The organism is Vibrio sp. 397 (genome assembly GCF_033339395.1).
GTDB classification, from domain to species: domain Bacteria; phylum Pseudomonadota; class Gammaproteobacteria; order Enterobacterales; family Vibrionaceae; genus Vibrio; species Vibrio alginolyticus.
Genome location: NZ_JAWOUN010000001.1, coordinates 678,840 through 695,901, shown reverse-complemented (window position 1 = coordinate 695,901; position 17,062 = coordinate 678,840). Strand labels below are relative to the sequence as shown.

The following is a 17,062-nucleotide window of genomic DNA, read 5'->3' as shown; positions in this document are numbered from 1 at the left end:
ATTGGCGCTGGACTAAACAAAGGCCCCCTTTTAGGGGGCTCACACAAAGCCACCTTCTTTAGAAGGTGGTAATTTACTTTTTTAAATTTACTTATTGGATTAAAAGACCATTTGTTAATAATTTTGTAAATTACAAATAATAATGGAGATTGGTTAGATGTTCGTCGAATAAATAAAGGTAAACTTATCAAGTTATTGTTTTATAATGGTATTTTGTTTTTTTTACATTGGTATTTAGAAAATTTGACAGCCAGAATAATCTTTTGCACTCTTAGCTCCAGATTTTGAGGAGGTGCTGTATAACGTTTTGTTAACGCTCTACCTCAAACATATAAAAAAAGGGAACCGGACAAGGATATCCCGAACTAAGAAAAGGCAGTGGATTAATTATGAAAAAAACTCTATTAGCACTAGCTGTAGTTGCGTCTGCAACTTCAGTGAACGCAGCTGAAGTATTCAAATCTGAAGAAGGTTCTGTAGATTTCTACGGTCAGCTACGTCCAACTCTTCTATTCACAGAAAAAACTGATCACACAGCAGAGCTAAACACTAGCTCTTCTCGTACTGGTGTGAACGCGGTTTACGTTGTTGACGAAAGCCTAAAAGTTCTGGGTGAAGTTGAAATCGGTGTTGCTCTAGGTGACAACTACGACGCAGGTGCTGATTCAAGCGAGCGTACAGATGACTCTGTATACGTACGTCGCCACATCATCGGTTTTGATATGGGTGATATGGGTACTCTTCGCTTCGGTAAAGAAGGTACTTGGGCTGATGACGTATACTTCGCAGATTACTCTTACTTCTTCGGTGGTAACGCAGCGGAAACTGCATACGGTCACGCTTGGAACAACGATTCTCAAATCAAATACGCTTACGAAAATGACGCGTTCTGGCTAAAAGCTGGTTACGCGCTAGGCGAAAAAGATTCTAACGAAGAAGTACTAGAAGTATTCGTTGGTAAATCTTTCAACGACCTATCTCTACACGCTGGTGTACTTACTGCGAACAACGACATCAACGTAACTAAAGAGAAAAAACTAGTTCTTAATGGTGTAGAGCAAACAGTTTCTCACACAGAGCGTACTGATAACGAAAACCTATCTTTTGAAGTAACTGCTGAGTACGCACTAAACGAGCACACTCTAGGTGCTACGTACTACTACAACGAAAACGAAGATAAGCTAGGTAAATCAACAGTTGATTCACACTACATCGTTGTAGCTGGTATGTTCGCTGTTGCTCCTAAAACAACTCTATACTCTGGTTACGAGTACCTAGCTCAGTCTACTGACGAAGCAGGTAAAGTAGACGCAGACTCTTCTTGGTTCTACGCTGGTGTTGAATACAAGTTCTCTAAATGGGCACGTGTATTCGCAGAAGCGGGTTACACTTTCGAAGGTACTGACTTCGACAACAAAGACACAGACGACGCAACTAACTTCGGTGTTGGTGCTCGTTTCTACTGGTAATCAATACCCAGTTTGATATTGTAAGACCCAGCTATATGCTGGGTCTTTTACTATGAAGATAAGGATGAAAAATTCTATGCAGTTATCATTAAAAGTGGCAATGGCACTGTCTATTTTTGCCAGTACAAACCTCTACGCTGCAACGACTTTAGTGGTTCCAGAAGACGTGAAGTTATTGGCCGTCAACATGGAGAAGCCAGATCTAGAAGGTGGTCTTTTTTCTAGTGAGAAGACAATCGAACTACCTGACGGAACGAATCAAATTGTCTTCAAATATCAACCTACATTCGAAATTAACGAAAACCTTAAGACGGTTTACAGTGATGTAATCGTTGCTAAATTTGATGCTGAAAACGAAAAGCTAACGTTTGAACTGCCAGAGTTTAAAACTCTTCGCCAAGCGCAAAACAACATCTCGCCTCTAGATTGGCAATTACTGGATACCAAAGGCCAACCTATTGCTTTGGTCGAAGATGTATTAGAGTCAGATGGTGTTCAAATTGGTCGTAATTACCCTCAAGAATCTCGCAACTACAATATTGCTGGCGGTATCGCGAGTGTTGCCGTTAGTTATGTAACTGTGAATCAGCATCAACAATCAGTAAGTGATATCGAGCCTCGAGTTGAGACTAGTGATACCCGTTCAACAGCCGCATCGAACGACAGCCCAATGGTTGATGTATTAAAGACGATGTACCAGAAAGCGTCTCCGGCGGAAAAAGAGGCCTTTAAAAACTGGCTTGCTGAGCAGTAATCCCTTAGTTCATTAGATAGGGCTTAACTGAAAAAGTACGAATCTAAAAAGCAGGCTTTAAGCCTGCTTTTATCTTTTCTGCTTATTAGAGAGAGATTTCTCTCCATTCACCAGGCATTAGGTCGTTAAGGACGATATCACCCATCGAATGACGAATGAGGCGCAAAGTAGGGAAGCCAATGTGCGCAGTCATGCGACGCACCTGACGATTTCTTCCTTCAATAATGGTAATGGCTAACCAAGTGGTAGGGATATTTGCGCGAAAACGAACCGGAGGCGTTCTGTCCCAGACTTGTGGTTTTGGAATAACTTCAACTTCGGCTGGTAGAGTCATACCATCTTTTAGCTCTACTCCCTTTCTCAATTTTTCAAGATCTTGCTCCTGAGGAGCGCCATCAACTTGAACCCAATAAGTCTTCGGCGATTTTGACTTTGGCTGCGTTAGCTTCGCCTGCAAGATGCCATCGTTAGTGAGTACCATCAAACCTTCGCTGTCTCGGTCCAATCGGCCAGCCGCATAGACATTTTTGATTGGGATATAGTCCGCTAACGTTTTGCGACCATCGCCATCGGTAAATTGACTGAGCGTATCGTAAGGCTTATTGAAAATAATGACTTTACGATCTTTAGGGGCCACTTTTGGCTTTTGGCTTTTTGTTGGGCGATTAGGGCGGCGGTCTTGCTGAGTACGAGTCTTCGAGCCATTGCGAGCTCCTGAGTGTTTAAAATGGCCCGTTTTAGACTGGTTACGACTGCGACCTTTTTCCTGACCTGTACGAGATGACATGTTAACTACCCTGCAAAAATGTAAATGAACTGTGTTTGAAAGTTTTAAGTTTTCTCATGATCGGATATGATTTGCGCGCCTAAAACTAACAAACGCGCACAGAATGATAGACTAATTCGTGTTATTTGTTTAATTATATCAGTGCACTCATGGATTCAGAGCTTAGAGCTTCAAACTACAACAAAGAGTGCGAACCGCATGTGGCGTTAGTGAGGAGACATGTACTGCTAACGCGCAGCAATGCGTCAATTAAACCAACTCAGACGCTGAGTTGATCAGCCAACAAGTTGATTAAAAAATAGGGAAATTTCATGCCTACAGAAAAACCTACAATTATCTACACCATCACTGATGAAGCGCCGGCGCTAGCAACTTATTCATTACTACCAATCATTCAATCATTCACAGCATCGTCTGGCATCAATGTAGATACTCGTGATATTTCACTAGCAGGTCGAATTATCGCTAACTTCCCAGAGCATCTAAAAGAAGAACAGCGCATTGGCGATGCGTTGACTGAGCTTGGTGAACTAGCTCAAACTCCAGAAGCAAATATCATCAAGCTACCTAACATTTCAGCTTCAGTTCCTCAGCTTAAAGCGGCGATTAAAGAGCTTCAGGCGAAAGGTTACGATTTACCAAACTACCCAGAAGAGCCGAGCACGTACGAAGAGAAAGCGATTAAAGCGGCTTACGACAAAATCAAAGGTAGTGCGGTTAACCCAGTACTTCGTGAAGGTAACTCAGACCGTCGTGCTCCGACTTCGGTTAAGAACTACGCGAAGAAAAACCCACACTCAATGGGTGCATGGTCAGCAGAATCTAAGTCTCATGTTGCGAGCATGTCAGACAATGACTTCTTTGGTAGCGAAAAGTCTACAACTATCTCTGGTGCAACAGAGGTCAAAATCGAGTTTGTCGGTAATGATGGTACAGTTAAAGAGCTTAAGTCTGCGTTCCCATTACTAGATAAAGAAGTCATTGATACTTCAGTAATGAAGAAGAAGGCGTTGGTTGAATTTTTCGAGAAAGAGATTGCTGAAGCGAAAGCACAAGACGTGCTGCTGTCTCTTCATATGAAAGCGACGATGATGAAAGTTTCTGACCCTGTCATTTTCGGCCATGCCGTAAAAGTTTACTACAAAGACGTTTTCGATAAGTACGGTAAGCTGTTTGAAGAGCTAGGCGTTGATGTAAACAATGGCATCGGTGATGTTTACTCAAAAATTGAGTCTCTACCTGAAGCGCAAAAAGCAGAAATTGAAGCGGCCATTCAAGCGGTTTACCAAACTCAACCAGAACTTGCGATGGTTGACTCTGATCGTGGTATCACAAACTTACATGTACCAAGTGACATTATTGTAGATGCTTCTATGCCAGCAATGCTTCGCTCTTCGGGTCAAATGTGGGGACCAGATGGTAAACAAAAAGACACCAAAGCGATGATTCCAGATCGTAGCTACGCAGGTATTTACCAAGCGGTTATTGATTTCTGTAAAGAGCACGGCGCATTTGATCCAACCACTATGGGTAGCGTACCTAACGTTGGTCTAATGGCTCAGAAAGCTGAAGAGTATGGTTCTCACGACAAGACATTCATTCTAGACGCTGCGGGTACTGTTCGCGTTGTTGATGCTTCAGGTAACGTACTGTTAGAGCAAGCGGTTGAAGAAGGTGATATCTTCCGTATGTGTCAGGTTAAAGACGCACCAATCCAAGATTGGGTTAAACTAGCAGTGACTCGCGCACGTGCAACAGGTGTTCCAGCTGTATTCTGGCTAGATGAAAACCGCGCGCACGATGCTGAGCTCATCAAGAAAGTAAACGCCTACCTACCAGATCACGATACTGACGGTCTAGAGATTAAGATCCTATCTCCTGTTGAAGCTTGTAAGTACTCACTAGAGCGTATGAAAGCGGGCCTAGATACTATCTCTGTTACAGGTAATGTTCTTCGTGACTACCTAACAGACTTGTTCCCAATTCTAGAGTTAGGTACGTCTGCTAAGATGCTATCTATTGTTCCATTGATGAATGGTGGTGGTCTATTTGAAACAGGCGCTGGTGGTTCTGCTCCTAAGCACGTTCAACAAGTAGAAAAAGAGAATCACCTTCGTTGGGATTCTTTGGGCGAGTTCCTAGCGCTTGCTGCTTCGTTAGAGCATTTAAGTGTAGCGACAAACAATCCTAAGGCTCAGGTTCTAGCAGATACACTAGATAAAGCGACCGGTGAGTTTTTAGACACCAACAAATCTCCGTCACGCAAAGTGGGTGAGCTAGATAACCGTGGAAGCCACTTCTATCTTGCACTTTACTGGGCGAAAGCGCTTTCAGAGCAAACGGATGATGCGGATCTTGCTGCTGAATTTGCACCAATTGCAAAAGCGCTGTCAGAGCAGGAAGAAACGATCGTTGCTGAGCTAAATAATGCGCAAGGCGTGAAAGGTGAGCTAGGAGGTTACTACTTACTAGACGATGCATTGGTTTCTAAATTGATGCGTCCAAGCGAAACCTTTAACGCAATCATTAACAAGTAAGTTCGTGTTAAAAAACACGTCGTTTTCGGCGTGTTTCCTATCCTATAAGTGCGTTGTAAGTGTTCCTTTTGTAACACGTGCTCTAAATAGTAAGAAACCCGCTATCTTGGCGGGTTTATTTTTCTCTTCAAAACATCAACGTGGCGTTTCGAGAGCAATATTTTTATATTTCGACAGCGCTCTAATTATTTGGCTTGGCCTTCAAGAGGCACGACGCTACTCGCGTGACAGCCTTTGGGACCTTTTTCAATCTCGTAAGAGACTTGTTGGCCTGCTTTCAGTGTACGATAACCGTCCATCTGGATAGTTGAGTAGTGGGCAAAGATATCTCCCTCTTCTTCATCTGAACAAATAAACCCAAATCCTTTGGCATTGTTAAACCACTTTACTGTACCTGTAGCCATGCTTTACATCCCTCATGCATTTTTTACTGATGTTGTTACTGCAACCAAGTTATACCTTTAACTTGGTACTACCGTTGTCAGCGAATGCCAACAAACGTCAAATCAATGATAAGTCACATTCATCAAACCACTTAAAGAAGAGAGGTTTCAAAATGATGATTTATGCATCGACACTTTCCACTGTAGTCAATGAATTTCGACAGTCAATAGCAGTGAGCAACAAACAGAAACATAATTGAAAACAAATCACTTTTGAGATTAACAAATTTGCAAACAGTTTTTCGTATATACGCAGAAGTTTAGTCAATTTGACTATGAGGTGGCTCATACTGAAAAAGCCATACTGTCCGTGTTGCCTATGGGAGAAGAATCCTCTGACTGAATAAAAAATGAAGTTTTCGTGATAATTACCGTATTCTCAATGAGGAAGTGTGATCCAGATAGAAGATGATGGGGTGGTTTGCAATAGTCCGAAAGCAATAAATAGAAAGTTCTTTTATAAGAAAAAATGTGTAACTTATCGACAAGCATCTTTTATTTGCGCCGTATCAAGACGTGCATTAGTCTCTATATTAGGTAGCAACTTTTATCGATCAAAGATCGAATTCGGTGCCATAACTCACTACACCGCGCTGCACGCTTGTGGTAGATTGTTTTTATAGGTCGAAAACATCAACCCTTTGATACGATATCTTTAGATTGCCATGAGTAAAAATTTTGAATGGGTCACTCCGGACTCTGATCTTCTGGAGCGAGAAAGTACGAAAGTCCAGCCTCCTAAGCTGTACAATGTCGTACTCAATAATGATGACTATACACCTATGGATTTCGTCATAGAGGTGCTTGAGCGATTTTTCTCACATGATATTGATAAAGCAACTCAAATCATGCTTCAGGTCCACTATGAAGGAAAGGCAATTTGCGGCACATACAGCGCAGAAATTGCCGAAACAAAAGTAGCGCAAGTTACGATGTACGCAAGGGAAAATGAACATCCGCTACTTTGCACTATGGAGCAAGCGTAAACAAAGAAGACTTGCTCGAACAACCCCAGTTGTTTTTTCGGGAGGTACTTATGCTAAATAAAGAACTAGAGTCAAGCCTTAACGGTGCATTTGCTCGGGCGCGCGACAAACGCCACGAGTTTATGACTGTCGAACACCTCCTACTTGCATTGTTGGAAAATGATGCAGCTAAGGAAGCCCTGCTAGCTTGTAAGGCGGATCTTGACGCTTTACGCAACGAACTCGATATTTTCATCGATCAAACTACGCCTCTTATCCCAGATAGTGATGAGACGCGTGAAACGCAGCCGACTTTGAGTTTTCAACGTGTACTACAACGCGCCGTCTTTCATGTACAGTCGTCTGGTCGTAATGAAGTAACAGGCGCCAACGTGCTTGTTGCTATCTTCAGTGAGCAAGAGTCGCATGCCGCTTACCTACTGAAGAAAAATGACATCTCCCGATTAGATATTGTTAACTTCATCTCCCACGGTATTACTAAAGCATCAGGTGCAGGTGAGGATTCATCATCAGACTCGTTTAGCTCAGAAAGTGTTGAAGAGCCTAATTCTGAAGAACGCCTAGAAAGCTTTGCGACGAATCTTAATCAAGTCGCTAAAGATGGAAACATCGACCCACTCATTGGACGTGATAAAGAGTTAGAGCGCACTATTCAGGTGCTTTGTCGACGCCGCAAGAATAATCCACTACTAGTGGGTGAGGCAGGGGTTGGTAAAACAGCTATTGCGGAAGGTCTTGCATGGAGAATTGTCGAAGGGCAGGTCCCTGAGGTTATTCAAAACAGCGTGATTTATTCACTAGATATTGGCTCTTTGCTCGCTGGTACCAAATATCGCGGTGATTTTGAAAAGCGCTTCAAGGCGATTTTGAAACAACTTGAAAAAGAAGAGGATGCCATTTTGTTCATCGATGAAATACATACCATCATCGGTGCAGGCGCGGCATCTGGTGGTCAAGTCGATGCAGCAAATCTTATTAAGCCTCTTTTAAGTAGCGGTAAGTTGCGTTGTATTGGTTCGACGACATACCAAGAATACAGCAACATTTTCGAGAAAGAGCGTGCGTTGTCTCGCCGTTTCCAAAAGATAGACGTTGTAGAGCCTTCATTGGATGATACAACTAAAATCTTGATGGGCTTGAAGCCGAAGTACGAAGCTCACCATGAAGTACGTTATACCAATAAAGCACTGCGTGCCGCGGTAGAACTGTCGGCTAAATACATTAATGAACGCCATCTACCAGATAAGGCTATTGATGTCATTGATGAAGCTGGTGCGCGTAGTCGTCTTGCTCCTGCAAGCCGTCGTAAAAAAACGGTCGGAGTGGCTGATATCGAATCAATGGTTGCCAAAATGGCGCGAATTCCAGAGAAGTCGGTTTCTTCTTCAGATAAAGACATTTTGAAAAACTTAGATAGCAAAATGAAGATGTTGGTATTTGGTCAAGATAATGCGATTGATGCATTGTCCGAGGCGATTAAGCTGACACGTGCAGGTTTAGGTGTAGACAACAAACCTGTTGGTTCATTCTTGTTTGCAGGCCCAACAGGGGTTGGTAAAACAGAGGTGACGGTGCAGTTATCTAAGCTTCTAGGTATCGAGCTACTTCGTTTTGATATGTCTGAGTATGGTGAGCGTCACTCCGTAAGTCGCTTAATTGGTGCGCCTCCTGGTTATGTCGGTTATGACCAAGGTGGTTTGCTAACCGATGCTGTTATTAAGCACCCACACTCAGTCGTATTACTTGATGAGATTGAAAAAGCGCACCCTGATATCTTTAACCTGTTGTTGCAAGTCATGGATAACGGTACGCTAACGGACAACAATGGTCGCAAAGCAGACTTCCGTAATGTCATTCTTGTTATGACAACTAACGCAGGTGTGGCGGAAACCGAGAAGAAATCAATTGGTTTGATTCAACAAGACAACAGTCACGATGCAATGGCGGAAATTAAGAAGGTGTTTACTCCTGAGTTCCGTAACCGTCTTGATAACATCATCTGGTTTAACAGCCTTGATGAAAGCGTTATCCATCAAGTGGTTGATAAGTTCATTGTTGAACTGCAAGTGCAACTTGATGCGAGAGGCGTTTCAATGGAAGTATCTCAAGACGCTCGCCATTGGTTAGCACATAAAGGTTATGACAAAGCTATGGGGGCTCGCCCAATGGGGCGTGTTATCCAAGAACAGCTTAAGAAGCCTTTGGCTAACGAACTGTTGTTTGGATCTTTAGTTGACGGCGGTACAGTGAAAGTAACGCTGGTCAACGATACGCTTGAGTTTGAATACTTAAGTGAGAAAGAGACAGCGATGCATTAATCGTTAGTCGGTAACAAACGCAAAAGCGCACGAGAAGATCGTGCGCTTTGTTATCTGAACTAAATCGGAAAAAATTGTGCAATAAAAAACGGAGCAGCTTGCTCCGTTTTTTATTGCATCCGAAAATCAGAGATTAACGAGCGCGGAAGACGATGCGGCCTTTTGACAGGTCGTATGGAGTCATCTCTACAGTTACTTTGTCACCCGTTAGGATACGGATGTAGTTCTTACGCATCTTGCCAGAGATGTGAGCAGTCACAACGTGACCGTTTTCAAGTTCAACACGGAACATAGTGTTTGGTAGAGTGTCAAGGACTGTGCCTTGCATCTCGATTACGTCTTCTTTAGCCATTTAATCCTCTTTAGAAATTAGGCAATATTAGCGGGCTATATTCTGCCGCTAAATAGTAATTATGTAAAGTTGAGGCGTATTCTACCCTCGCCAACGCTGATTTACTAGCCTTTGGTGGCGTTGAAAGCGTGTTTTGTAGCTCATTGCTGGGCTCTCATCAATCTGATATCCCAAATATAGCCACTGTTGTTTGTTTTCTTGGCAGTATTTAATTTGATAAAGCACCGCTAATGTCCCAAGAGATAACTCGTAGTCAGGGTCAAAGAAAGTATAAAAAGCACTCGAGCATTGTGGCATCAAATCTGTCACTGCTATGGCGAGCAATTGATCTGATTCATCGTAAATGTGTAAAAACGACGTTGTCAGCCAGCTGGTTTGAGCAAATCGAGCAAACTCATCACGCTTTGGTGGGTACATAGTGCCGTTTTTATGCCGTTTGCAGATGTACCGACTGTAAAGCTCAAACCATTCCTCATCCATTTCAGGTTTCATTTCCCAGCGTAAAGACAGTGCTTTATTAAGCAGCCTCTTCTGACTTTTTGATAGTCTAACGTCTGGAATCGAGACTCGAATTGGCTGGCAAGCGGTGCAATGCTCGCAATGCGGTTTATATATGGTATCTCCGCTACGACGAAAACCGTTAGCCATGAGCAACTGGTAATTTTCTTCAGTATGCAGCCTTTCATCAAGCGCCACCGCAACCCGCTCTTGCCGTTCAGGCAAATAACTACAAGGGTGATTATTCGTCAACCCTATTCGAATATGTTGTATATCCGTACTCATACTGAATCCTGCAAAACTTGGGGCTGATAGGCATCAAATAGTGTTTGCTTTTCTCTTAAAGATAGTAGTTTTTGCATAAATTCGTCACGCTCAAGTTCAAATGCGCCAAGTGATGCCAAGTGAGAATTCATAACTTGGCAATCGATTAATTGACCTTGCTTTGACGCCAAATGGTTGCATAAGTACCACAATGCAATTTTGGATGCGTTATCTTTTAGGCTAAACATCGACTCCCCGCAAAAAAGTTGGCCCACGCAGATGCCATATAGTCCGCCAATCAGGTTGTTGTCATGCCATACTTCTACAGAGTGACAGTGACCAAGTTTGGCTAACTCAATGTAGGAAGCTTGCATTTCCTCGTTGAGCCATGTTTCCTCTGCAGGGCGTGTTGAAGAACATAGTCTAATCACTTCTTCTGTCGCGAAATTGAGTGTTACTTTATAGTTATGTTTACGCTGAAATTTTTTGAGACTTTTAGATGGCTTAAACTGCAATGGGTCAAACACAGCGCGCGGAGAAGGGCTCCACCATAAAATAGGTTCACCAGGACCATACCAAGGGAAAATGCCTTGATAGTAACCATTGAGGATTCTCATGGGGTTTAAGTCACCACCAAAAGCCAGCAAACCATTGGGGTCGCTGAGTGCTTTATAGGGTGAGGGAAAGTTGAACGTTTCATCGAGTTCAGTTAAATAAATAGCCATAAGAAGTCGTTACCAACATTGGAGTCAGAGGAGTTTATGATGACCTGGTTAAGAAATATCGTAAAAGTATGGCTTGGGATCATACTGTTTTTACCACTTGTCGCCAACGCAGCCTATGAAAGAAATGTTGCCAAGCCAGTTAATGAAGTAGTTTACGGGAAGATTGACTCTGTCCGTTATATTACTCAACAAGAGGTTGTTCAATCGAAAAGTAACGGTTGGAAGACACTACTTGGTGCCACTATCGGTGGTTTAGTCGGTAATCAATTTGGTGGCGGTACGGGAAGAGAAGTCGCGACGGCAGTGGGTGCGCTTGCAGGTGCCGCAGTTGCTCAAAACCAAAGTAATTACCAATACACGGTTGAATATAAGTTAGTTGAGCTACTCATCAAAGTGAAGGGTGATAAGCTAATTAATGTCATCCAAGATGTTGATAAAAATATGTTATTTAGTCGAGGGGATGAAGTTCGTATCTTATATTTTGATGATGGAGTCAGGGTTGATATCACTTATTAACCCTAGGTTGTTTTAGCCTAACGAAGCTTAATCAGGCATGTACAGTCGGGCTGGCTTATCGTCAAATAAAGTCGAAATAGTTTGCTGTTTCGCCGTACTTCTTTCGCTCTTATTTACATCGCTGGCAATGCCTTTAATTCTGTATCTTTAGGCTGCTTGAGGATATTCATAAATTAGCGCCGATTTACTCTGGTTTTGTCGTGTTTTTTTGGGTAGTCTGAATTCACGAAGAATTGTTTAGCCCTCATAAAAAATCGTATGTTGAGGGCACAAAGGATTATCAACTTTTAATGGAAAGCCTAACGTTACAACCTATCAATAAAATTCAAGGGGAAGTGAACCTTCCTGGCTCTAAAAGCGTTTCTAATCGAGCTCTTTTACTTGCTGCTCTTGCTAAAGGCAGAACTCGCCTTACTAATCTCCTCGACAGTGATGATATTCGTCATATGCTGAATGCGCTGACTAAACTAGGCGTTCAATACCAACTTTCCGAAGATAAAACAGAATGTCTCGTTGAAGGCCTTGGGCGTCCGTTTTCTGTCTCAGAACCAGTAGAATTATTTCTCGGCAATGCTGGCACTGCGATGCGACCATTAGCTGCGGCTCTTTGTCTTGGAGAAGGGGAGTATGTACTGACGGGCGAACCTCGTATGAAAGAGCGTCCAATTGGTCACCTTGTCACGGCACTGAAAGATGCTGGTGCGAACGTTGAGTACATGGAAAACGAGAACTTTCCACCTCTCAAAATAATTGGTACTGGCCTAAAAGCAGGTACAGTTTCTATCGATGGGTCCATTTCAAGTCAGTTCTTGACCGCTTTCTTAATGTCTGCGCCATTGGCTGAAGGTGAAATTCGCATCAACATCGAAGGCGATTTGGTTTCTAAGCCTTATATCGATATCACCCTGCATATTATGAAGCAGTTTGGGGTCGATGTGATCAACAACGACTATCAAGAGTTTGTGATTCCAGCCGGTCAGCAATACATCGCTCCAGGTGATTTCTTGGTTGAAGGTGACGCGTCTTCTGCTTCTTACTTCTTGGCGGCGGCAGCCATCAAAGGTGGAGAAGTTAAAGTAACGGGTATCGGTAAAAACAGCATTCAAGGTGATATTCAATTTGCTGATGCGCTTGAAAAAATGGGTGCAGAAATTGAATGGGGTGATGACTACGTAATTTCACGTGTTGGTCAATTAAAAGGCATTGATATGGATTACAACCATATCCCTGATGCTGCAATGACCATCGCGACAACAGCGTTATTTGCCGAAGGCACTACCGCTATTCGTAACGTTTATAACTGGCGTGTAAAAGAAACAGACCGTTTGTCAGCTATGGCGACTGAGTTACGTAAAGTTGGTGCGGAAGTGGAAGAAGGGGAAGACTACATCATCGTCAAACCTGTTTCTCAGTTAAAGCATGCAGCGATTGATACTTACGATGATCATCGTATGGCGATGTGTTTTTCGCTGGTGGCACTTAGTGATACGCCTGTGACGATTAACGATCCAAAGTGTACGTCGAAAACGTTCCCTGACTACTTCGACAAACTTAAGGCTTTAAGTTGCTAAATATTCTGACCTAAAACAGGAAAGCCAGAGTGGATAACACTCTGGCTTTTTTGTTTCCCAATACTATTTAACCAGCGTAAATTCCTTAGAAAGGTGATGCGCTAAGTATTTGAACATATTGAATACTGCAGTCGTATTTGAAGTTGGTAAACCTTTGTCATCAAGGAAGTATTCACCTTTAAAAACTAAAACACCTTCTTTTTCTTCTACGCTTGTTGCTCGCATCCCCTCGATGTAATCATCGTGCTCTTGGATGATTTGGTTAGCGATCAAAAGAAGGTCGAACTCTTCGATAAACGTTCTATCAGACATATTCTTTCTACCATCCTATTCAGTTAAGAACGCTGAGTATACCTACAACTAAAATGGGTTTGCATGATTAATTCAGTCAATCGTTCAGTAAGACTAAACAGATCAATTTTTAGAGTATAAGCATGATGCGGAGGAAGATGGCAGAGCATTGAACCAAACTATTTTGTGATGGGTAACAAAATTTATTGCATTGGATTAGCGGATGCTAAGTTTGCCTGTTTAGATATGCCGCTCAATACCTTTCAGAACCCTGTCTCTTTGAAGTATAAAGACGATGAATTGTCAACCAATCGGATCTGAATTTCAAAAAAGCAGTTGATCTTCTTTTCATCTCGCACAATAGTAAAAAAAGAAGCAATGAAATAGAACATTATGCGGGTGGCCTTTAAACAAGGTTTCTACCCGCATTATTATGAAGGACGTTAGAGTCAGTTATGGGTAAATCACTCGTTATAGTGGAGTCACCAGCCAAGGCAAAGACGATAAATAAGTACCTTGGTAAAGACTTTATTGTTAAGTCTAGTGTTGGTCATGTGCGTGATCTGCCTACGGCCGGTCAAAGCACTGGTGAGAAAAAAGCCGCAGCCATCTCAACTAAAGGGATGAGTCCGGAAGAGAAAGCGCGCGTTAAAAAAGAGAAAGACCGCAAAGCGTTGATCAAAAAGATGGGGATTAACCCATATCATGACTGGGAAGCGAATTACCAAATCCTTCCAGGCAAAGAAAAAGTTGTCAACGAACTACAAAAACTCGCCAAAGACGCAGATTGCGTTTATCTCGCAACCGATTTGGACCGCGAAGGGGAAGCAATCGCATGGCACCTTCGTGAGATCATCGGTGGCGATGAAGAGCGATACAAACGTGTAGTTTTTAACGAAATTACGAAAAACGCGATCCAACAAGCTTTCCAGACACCTGGCGAGCTGAACATGGATGGTGTAAATGCCCAACAAGCACGTCGCTTCATGGACCGTGTCGTTGGTTTTATGGTTTCACCTTTACTTTGGAAAAAAGTGGCTCGTGGTTTATCTGCTGGTCGCGTGCAGTCTGTTGCGGTGAAACTGTTAGTTGAGCGCGAGCGTGAGATTAACGCGTTTGTACCAGAAGAATTCTGGGACATTCATGCGAATACGAAAACGAAAGACAAAGCGGACTTTAAACTGCTTGTTGCTCAGAAAGACGGTTCTGCGTTTAAGCCAGTTAATGAGGCAGAAACCAAAGCAGCGATGTCTGTACTTGAGAATGCAAGTTACGAAGTATGTAAGCGTGAAGACCGCCCTACAAAGAGCAAGCCCTCAGCACCTTACATCACCTCTACGCTTCAACAGGCAGCAAGTACACGTCTGGGCTACGGCGTGAAAAAGACCATGATGCTAGCTCAGCGCCTCTATGAGGCCGGTTACATCACTTATATGCGTACTGACTCGACTAACCTAAGTGCCGAGGCTGTGGACGCTGTACGTGACTTTATTGGTTCTGAGTTTGGTGATAAGTACCTACCAGCGAAACCATTGACGTACGGTAGCAAAGAAGGAGCACAGGAAGCGCACGAAGCGATCCGTCCTTCAAATGTGGGTGTTAAGGCGGAAGACCTGCAAGGTGTCGATGCTGATGCGCACAAACTTTACGCTTTGATTTGGAATCAGTTTGTAGCGTGTCAAATGACGCCAGCAGAATACGATTCAACAACCATTAGCGTAAAAGCGGCAGAATACACGCTTAAAGCGAAAGGCCGTATCCTTAAATTTGACGGCTGGACTCGTGTACAGCGTCCAATGGGCAAAAACGAGGATACAATCCTTCCAGCGGTACAACTTGGCGATAAGCTAAGCTTAGAGTCACTTGACCCTAAACAGCACTTTACAAAGCCACCTGCGCGCTACACTGAAGCAGCACTGGTTAAAGAGCTGGAGAAACGAGGCATTGGTCGTCCGTCGACTTACGCATCGATCATTTCTACGATTCAAGATCGTGGCTACGTGAAAGTTGATCAGCGCCGTTTCTACGCTGAAAAAATGGGTGAAATTGTTACTGACCGCCTTGATGACAGCTTTAACGATTTGATGAACTACGACTTTACTGCGCGTATGGAACAGAAATTGGACCAAATCGCTGAAGGTGAAGTGAACTGGAAAGCTGTGTTAGACAACTTCTTTGCTGATTTTACTGGCGATCTTGAAAAAGCGGAGCTAGATGAGTCAGAAGGCGGTATGAAGTTAAATCACATTGTCATGACGGATATCGAGTGTCCGACGTGTAGCCGTCCAATGGGCATCCGTACTGCTTCGACAGGTGTGTTCTTAGGCTGTTCAGGTTACGCGTTACCACCAAAAGAGCGTTGTAAGACAACCATCAACTTGGGTGACGAAGAAGGTATTATTAACGTTCTAGAAGAAGACGTTGAAACCGCAGCTCTTCGTGCTAAAAAGCGTTGTCCGATCTGTGAAACAGCGATGGACGCATACCTGATTGATGACAAGCGTAAGATGCATGTTTGTGGTAATAACCCGAACTGTGAAGGCTACCTTGTTGAATACGGCGAGTTCAAAGTAAAAGGCTACGATGGTCCAGTTGTTGAATGTGACAAATGTGGCTCTGATATGGTGCTTAAGAACGGTCGCTTTGGTAAATACATGGATTGTACGAGCGAAACGTGTAAGAACACTCGTAAGATTCTTAAGAATGGCGAAGTCGCGCCACCGAAAGAAGATCCTGTTCATTTTCCTGAGTTACCTTGTGAAAACTCAGATGCGTATTTTGTGCTTCGTGATGGTGCTTCGGGGCTATTTATGGCGGCAAGCAACTTCCCTAAATCGCGCGAGACACGTGCTCCTTTGGTTGCTGAACTGGCGCGTTTTGAAGAGCGTTTACCTGAGAAGTTCAAATACCTAGCAACTGCGCCGCAAGAAGATCCTGATGGTCGTCCTGCTGTTGTACGCTTTAGCCGTAAAACAAAAGAGAACTACGTTCGTTCGGAAGAGAATGGCAAACCATCTGGTTGGACAGCGCTCTTTGTTGACGGTAAGTGGGAAGTCACTGATAAGCGTAAAAAAGCGAAAGCATAAAAACGTACGATCTAAGTAATGTAAAAAGGCAGCGATATCGCTGCCTTTTTTGCGTTTTGTTTTTGCGTAAAGGCCACTGTGTTGTTCGTATAGATCTTTGCTGCTTTGACTGAGTTTTGCTGACGCGAGAAGATCCCAGTATCAATATTTCGTAGTCGCTGATGTATTTTTTATGTAAAAAATATTCGTTGTAACTTTCATTTTGCATTCACATATTTGTTATACATTGGGCTAAAAAATCGGCGGTGTAGTGAATCCGTTCGTAAATTGTTTTCACAATGTAATCGTTTGCTTTTCCATGTGTGATCTAGATATCGTCTTGAGTACGCAAGAGCTGTATGGTACACAGAATGGCGTATTAAAAATTGTAATTTAGAACCCGCTTAGATAATTTATTACAAAAATTAGTGCAACTGTGTGCATTGTTTGCGTCAAAAAATAAGGAAAGAGTGGACGTTGCATACT

14 protein-coding genes are annotated in these 17,062 nt (G+C 43.0%); 8 read left to right on the top strand and 6 right to left on the bottom strand.

Annotated elements, in window-relative coordinates; all coding sequences use genetic code 11:
• Positions 1–389: 389 nt before the first annotated feature.
• Positions 390–1,469, top strand: a complete 1,080-nt coding sequence (locus tag R7P36_RS03110) for a porin (protein WP_005378424.1) — start codon at positions 390–392, stop codon at positions 1,467–1,469.
• A gap of 76 nt (positions 1,470–1,545) precedes the next feature.
• A complete protein-coding gene (locus tag R7P36_RS03105) occupies positions 1,546–2,223 on the top strand; it encodes a DUF2057 family protein (RefSeq protein ID WP_017634732.1) in 678 nt (225 codons plus the stop codon).
• Positions 2,224–2,308: 85 nt separating this feature from the next.
• Here the strand turns inward: R7P36_RS03105 and R7P36_RS03100 are convergent, their stop codons facing one another.
• Positions 2,309–3,010: a pseudouridine synthase gene (locus R7P36_RS03100; protein WP_017634731.1), complete on the bottom strand. Its 702-nt coding sequence runs from the start codon at positions 3,008–3,010 to the stop codon at positions 2,309–2,311.
• 311 nt (positions 3,011–3,321) lie between these two features.
• On the opposite strand from R7P36_RS03100, the gene R7P36_RS03095 reads away from it, so the two are divergent.
• Positions 3,322–5,547 carry an NADP-dependent isocitrate dehydrogenase gene (locus tag R7P36_RS03095; protein WP_005378404.1) on the top strand — a complete coding sequence of 742 codons (2,226 nt, stop codon included), beginning with the start codon at positions 3,322–3,324 and terminating at the stop codon, positions 5,545–5,547.
• A gap of 185 nt (positions 5,548–5,732) precedes the next feature.
• Here R7P36_RS03095 and cspD read toward each other — a convergent pair whose 3' ends face one another.
• Complete coding sequence (cspD, locus tag R7P36_RS03090; RefSeq protein WP_005378407.1) at positions 5,733–5,951, bottom strand: cold shock domain-containing protein CspD; 219 nt, start codon at positions 5,949–5,951, stop codon at positions 5,733–5,735.
• Positions 5,952–6,655: 704 nt separating this feature from the next.
• On the opposite strand from cspD, the gene clpS reads away from it, so the two are divergent.
• Together clpS and clpA are read left to right on the top strand one after the other, a co-directional pair.
• The gene (gene clpS / locus R7P36_RS03085; protein WP_005378419.1) at positions 6,656–6,976 is read left to right on the top strand and encodes an ATP-dependent Clp protease adapter ClpS; all 321 of its coding nucleotides are present in this window, start codon (positions 6,656–6,658) and stop codon (positions 6,974–6,976) included.
• A 50-nt stretch (positions 6,977–7,026) separates the two neighbouring features.
• Positions 7,027–9,294: an ATP-dependent Clp protease ATP-binding subunit ClpA gene (clpA, locus tag R7P36_RS03080; protein ID WP_005387879.1), complete on the top strand. Its 2,268-nt coding sequence runs from the start codon at positions 7,027–7,029 to the stop codon at positions 9,292–9,294.
• Between the two features lie 133 nt (positions 9,295–9,427).
• On the opposite strand, the gene infA is transcribed toward clpA, so the two are convergent.
• From infA to aat, 3 genes are all read right to left on the bottom strand, one after another.
• Positions 9,428–9,646 carry a translation initiation factor IF-1 gene (infA, locus tag R7P36_RS03075; RefSeq protein WP_001040192.1) on the bottom strand — a complete coding sequence of 73 codons (219 nt, stop codon included), beginning with the start codon at positions 9,644–9,646 and terminating at the stop codon, positions 9,428–9,430.
• Between the two features lie 81 nt (positions 9,647–9,727).
• Positions 9,728–10,429, bottom strand: coding sequence for an arginyltransferase (locus tag R7P36_RS03070; RefSeq protein ID WP_213899464.1), 702 nt, complete (start codon positions 10,427–10,429; stop codon positions 9,728–9,730).
• On the bottom strand, positions 10,426–11,133 hold the full coding sequence (gene aat / locus R7P36_RS03065; RefSeq protein WP_005387881.1) for a leucyl/phenylalanyl-tRNA--protein transferase: 708 nt from the start codon (positions 11,131–11,133) through the stop codon (positions 10,426–10,428). Before aat ends, R7P36_RS03070 begins: the two co-directional genes overlap by 4 nt.
• 39 nt (positions 11,134–11,172) lie before the next feature.
• Between aat and R7P36_RS03060 the strand changes: the two genes are divergently transcribed.
• Both R7P36_RS03060 and aroA read left to right on the top strand, forming a co-directional pair.
• Positions 11,173–11,649 carry a glycine zipper 2TM domain-containing protein gene (locus R7P36_RS03060; protein WP_005378348.1) on the top strand — a complete coding sequence of 159 codons (477 nt, stop codon included), beginning with the start codon at positions 11,173–11,175 and terminating at the stop codon, positions 11,647–11,649.
• Between the two features lie 290 nt (positions 11,650–11,939).
• Positions 11,940–13,220 carry a 3-phosphoshikimate 1-carboxyvinyltransferase gene (gene aroA / locus R7P36_RS03055; protein ID WP_005387883.1) on the top strand — a complete coding sequence of 427 codons (1,281 nt, stop codon included), beginning with the start codon at positions 11,940–11,942 and terminating at the stop codon, positions 13,218–13,220.
• Positions 13,221–13,283: 63 nt separating this feature from the next.
• On the opposite strand, the gene R7P36_RS03050 is transcribed toward aroA, so the two are convergent.
• Positions 13,284–13,532: a YciN family protein gene (locus R7P36_RS03050; RefSeq protein WP_005387884.1), complete on the bottom strand. Its 249-nt coding sequence runs from the start codon at positions 13,530–13,532 to the stop codon at positions 13,284–13,286.
• Positions 13,533–13,966: 434 nt separating this feature from the next.
• Here R7P36_RS03050 and topA point away from each other — a divergent pair, with 434 nt between their 5' ends.
• Positions 13,967–16,597 (top strand): type I DNA topoisomerase, encoded by a 2,631-nt coding sequence (gene topA, locus R7P36_RS03045; RefSeq protein ID WP_005378351.1) that lies wholly within the window; start codon positions 13,967–13,969, stop codon positions 16,595–16,597.
• The last annotated feature ends 465 nt before the right edge of the window (positions 16,598–17,062 follow it).

Excerpts from the sequence above, each read along its gene's own strand:
- R7P36_RS03110 (WP_005378424.1), top strand. The coding sequence starts at position 390 with ATGAAAAAAACTCTATTAGCACTAGCTGTAGTTGCGTCTGCAACTTCA.
- R7P36_RS03105 (WP_017634732.1), top strand. The coding sequence starts at position 1,546 with ATGCAGTTATCATTAAAAGTGGCAATGGCACTGTCTATTTTTGCCAGT.
- R7P36_RS03100 (WP_017634731.1), bottom strand. The coding sequence starts at position 3,010 with ATGTCATCTCGTACAGGTCAGGAAAAAGGTCGCAGTCGTAACCAGTCT.
- R7P36_RS03095 (WP_005378404.1), top strand. The coding sequence starts at position 3,322 with ATGCCTACAGAAAAACCTACAATTATCTACACCATCACTGATGAAGCG.
- cspD (WP_005378407.1), bottom strand. The coding sequence starts at position 5,951 with ATGGCTACAGGTACAGTAAAGTGGTTTAACAATGCCAAAGGATTTGGG.
- clpS (WP_005378419.1), top strand. The coding sequence starts at position 6,656 with ATGAGTAAAAATTTTGAATGGGTCACTCCGGACTCTGATCTTCTGGAG.
- clpA (WP_005387879.1), top strand. The coding sequence starts at position 7,027 with ATGCTAAATAAAGAACTAGAGTCAAGCCTTAACGGTGCATTTGCTCGG.
- infA (WP_001040192.1), bottom strand. The coding sequence starts at position 9,646 with ATGGCTAAAGAAGACGTAATCGAGATGCAAGGCACAGTCCTTGACACT.
- R7P36_RS03070 (WP_213899464.1), bottom strand. The coding sequence starts at position 10,429 with ATGAGTACGGATATACAACATATTCGAATAGGGTTGACGAATAATCAC.
- aat (WP_005387881.1), bottom strand. The coding sequence starts at position 11,133 with ATGGCTATTTATTTAACTGAACTCGATGAAACGTTCAACTTTCCCTCA.
- R7P36_RS03060 (WP_005378348.1), top strand. The coding sequence starts at position 11,173 with ATGACCTGGTTAAGAAATATCGTAAAAGTATGGCTTGGGATCATACTG.
- aroA (WP_005387883.1), top strand. The coding sequence starts at position 11,940 with ATGGAAAGCCTAACGTTACAACCTATCAATAAAATTCAAGGGGAAGTG.
- R7P36_RS03050 (WP_005387884.1), bottom strand. The coding sequence starts at position 13,532 with ATGTCTGATAGAACGTTTATCGAAGAGTTCGACCTTCTTTTGATCGCT.
- topA (WP_005378351.1), top strand. The coding sequence starts at position 13,967 with ATGGGTAAATCACTCGTTATAGTGGAGTCACCAGCCAAGGCAAAGACG.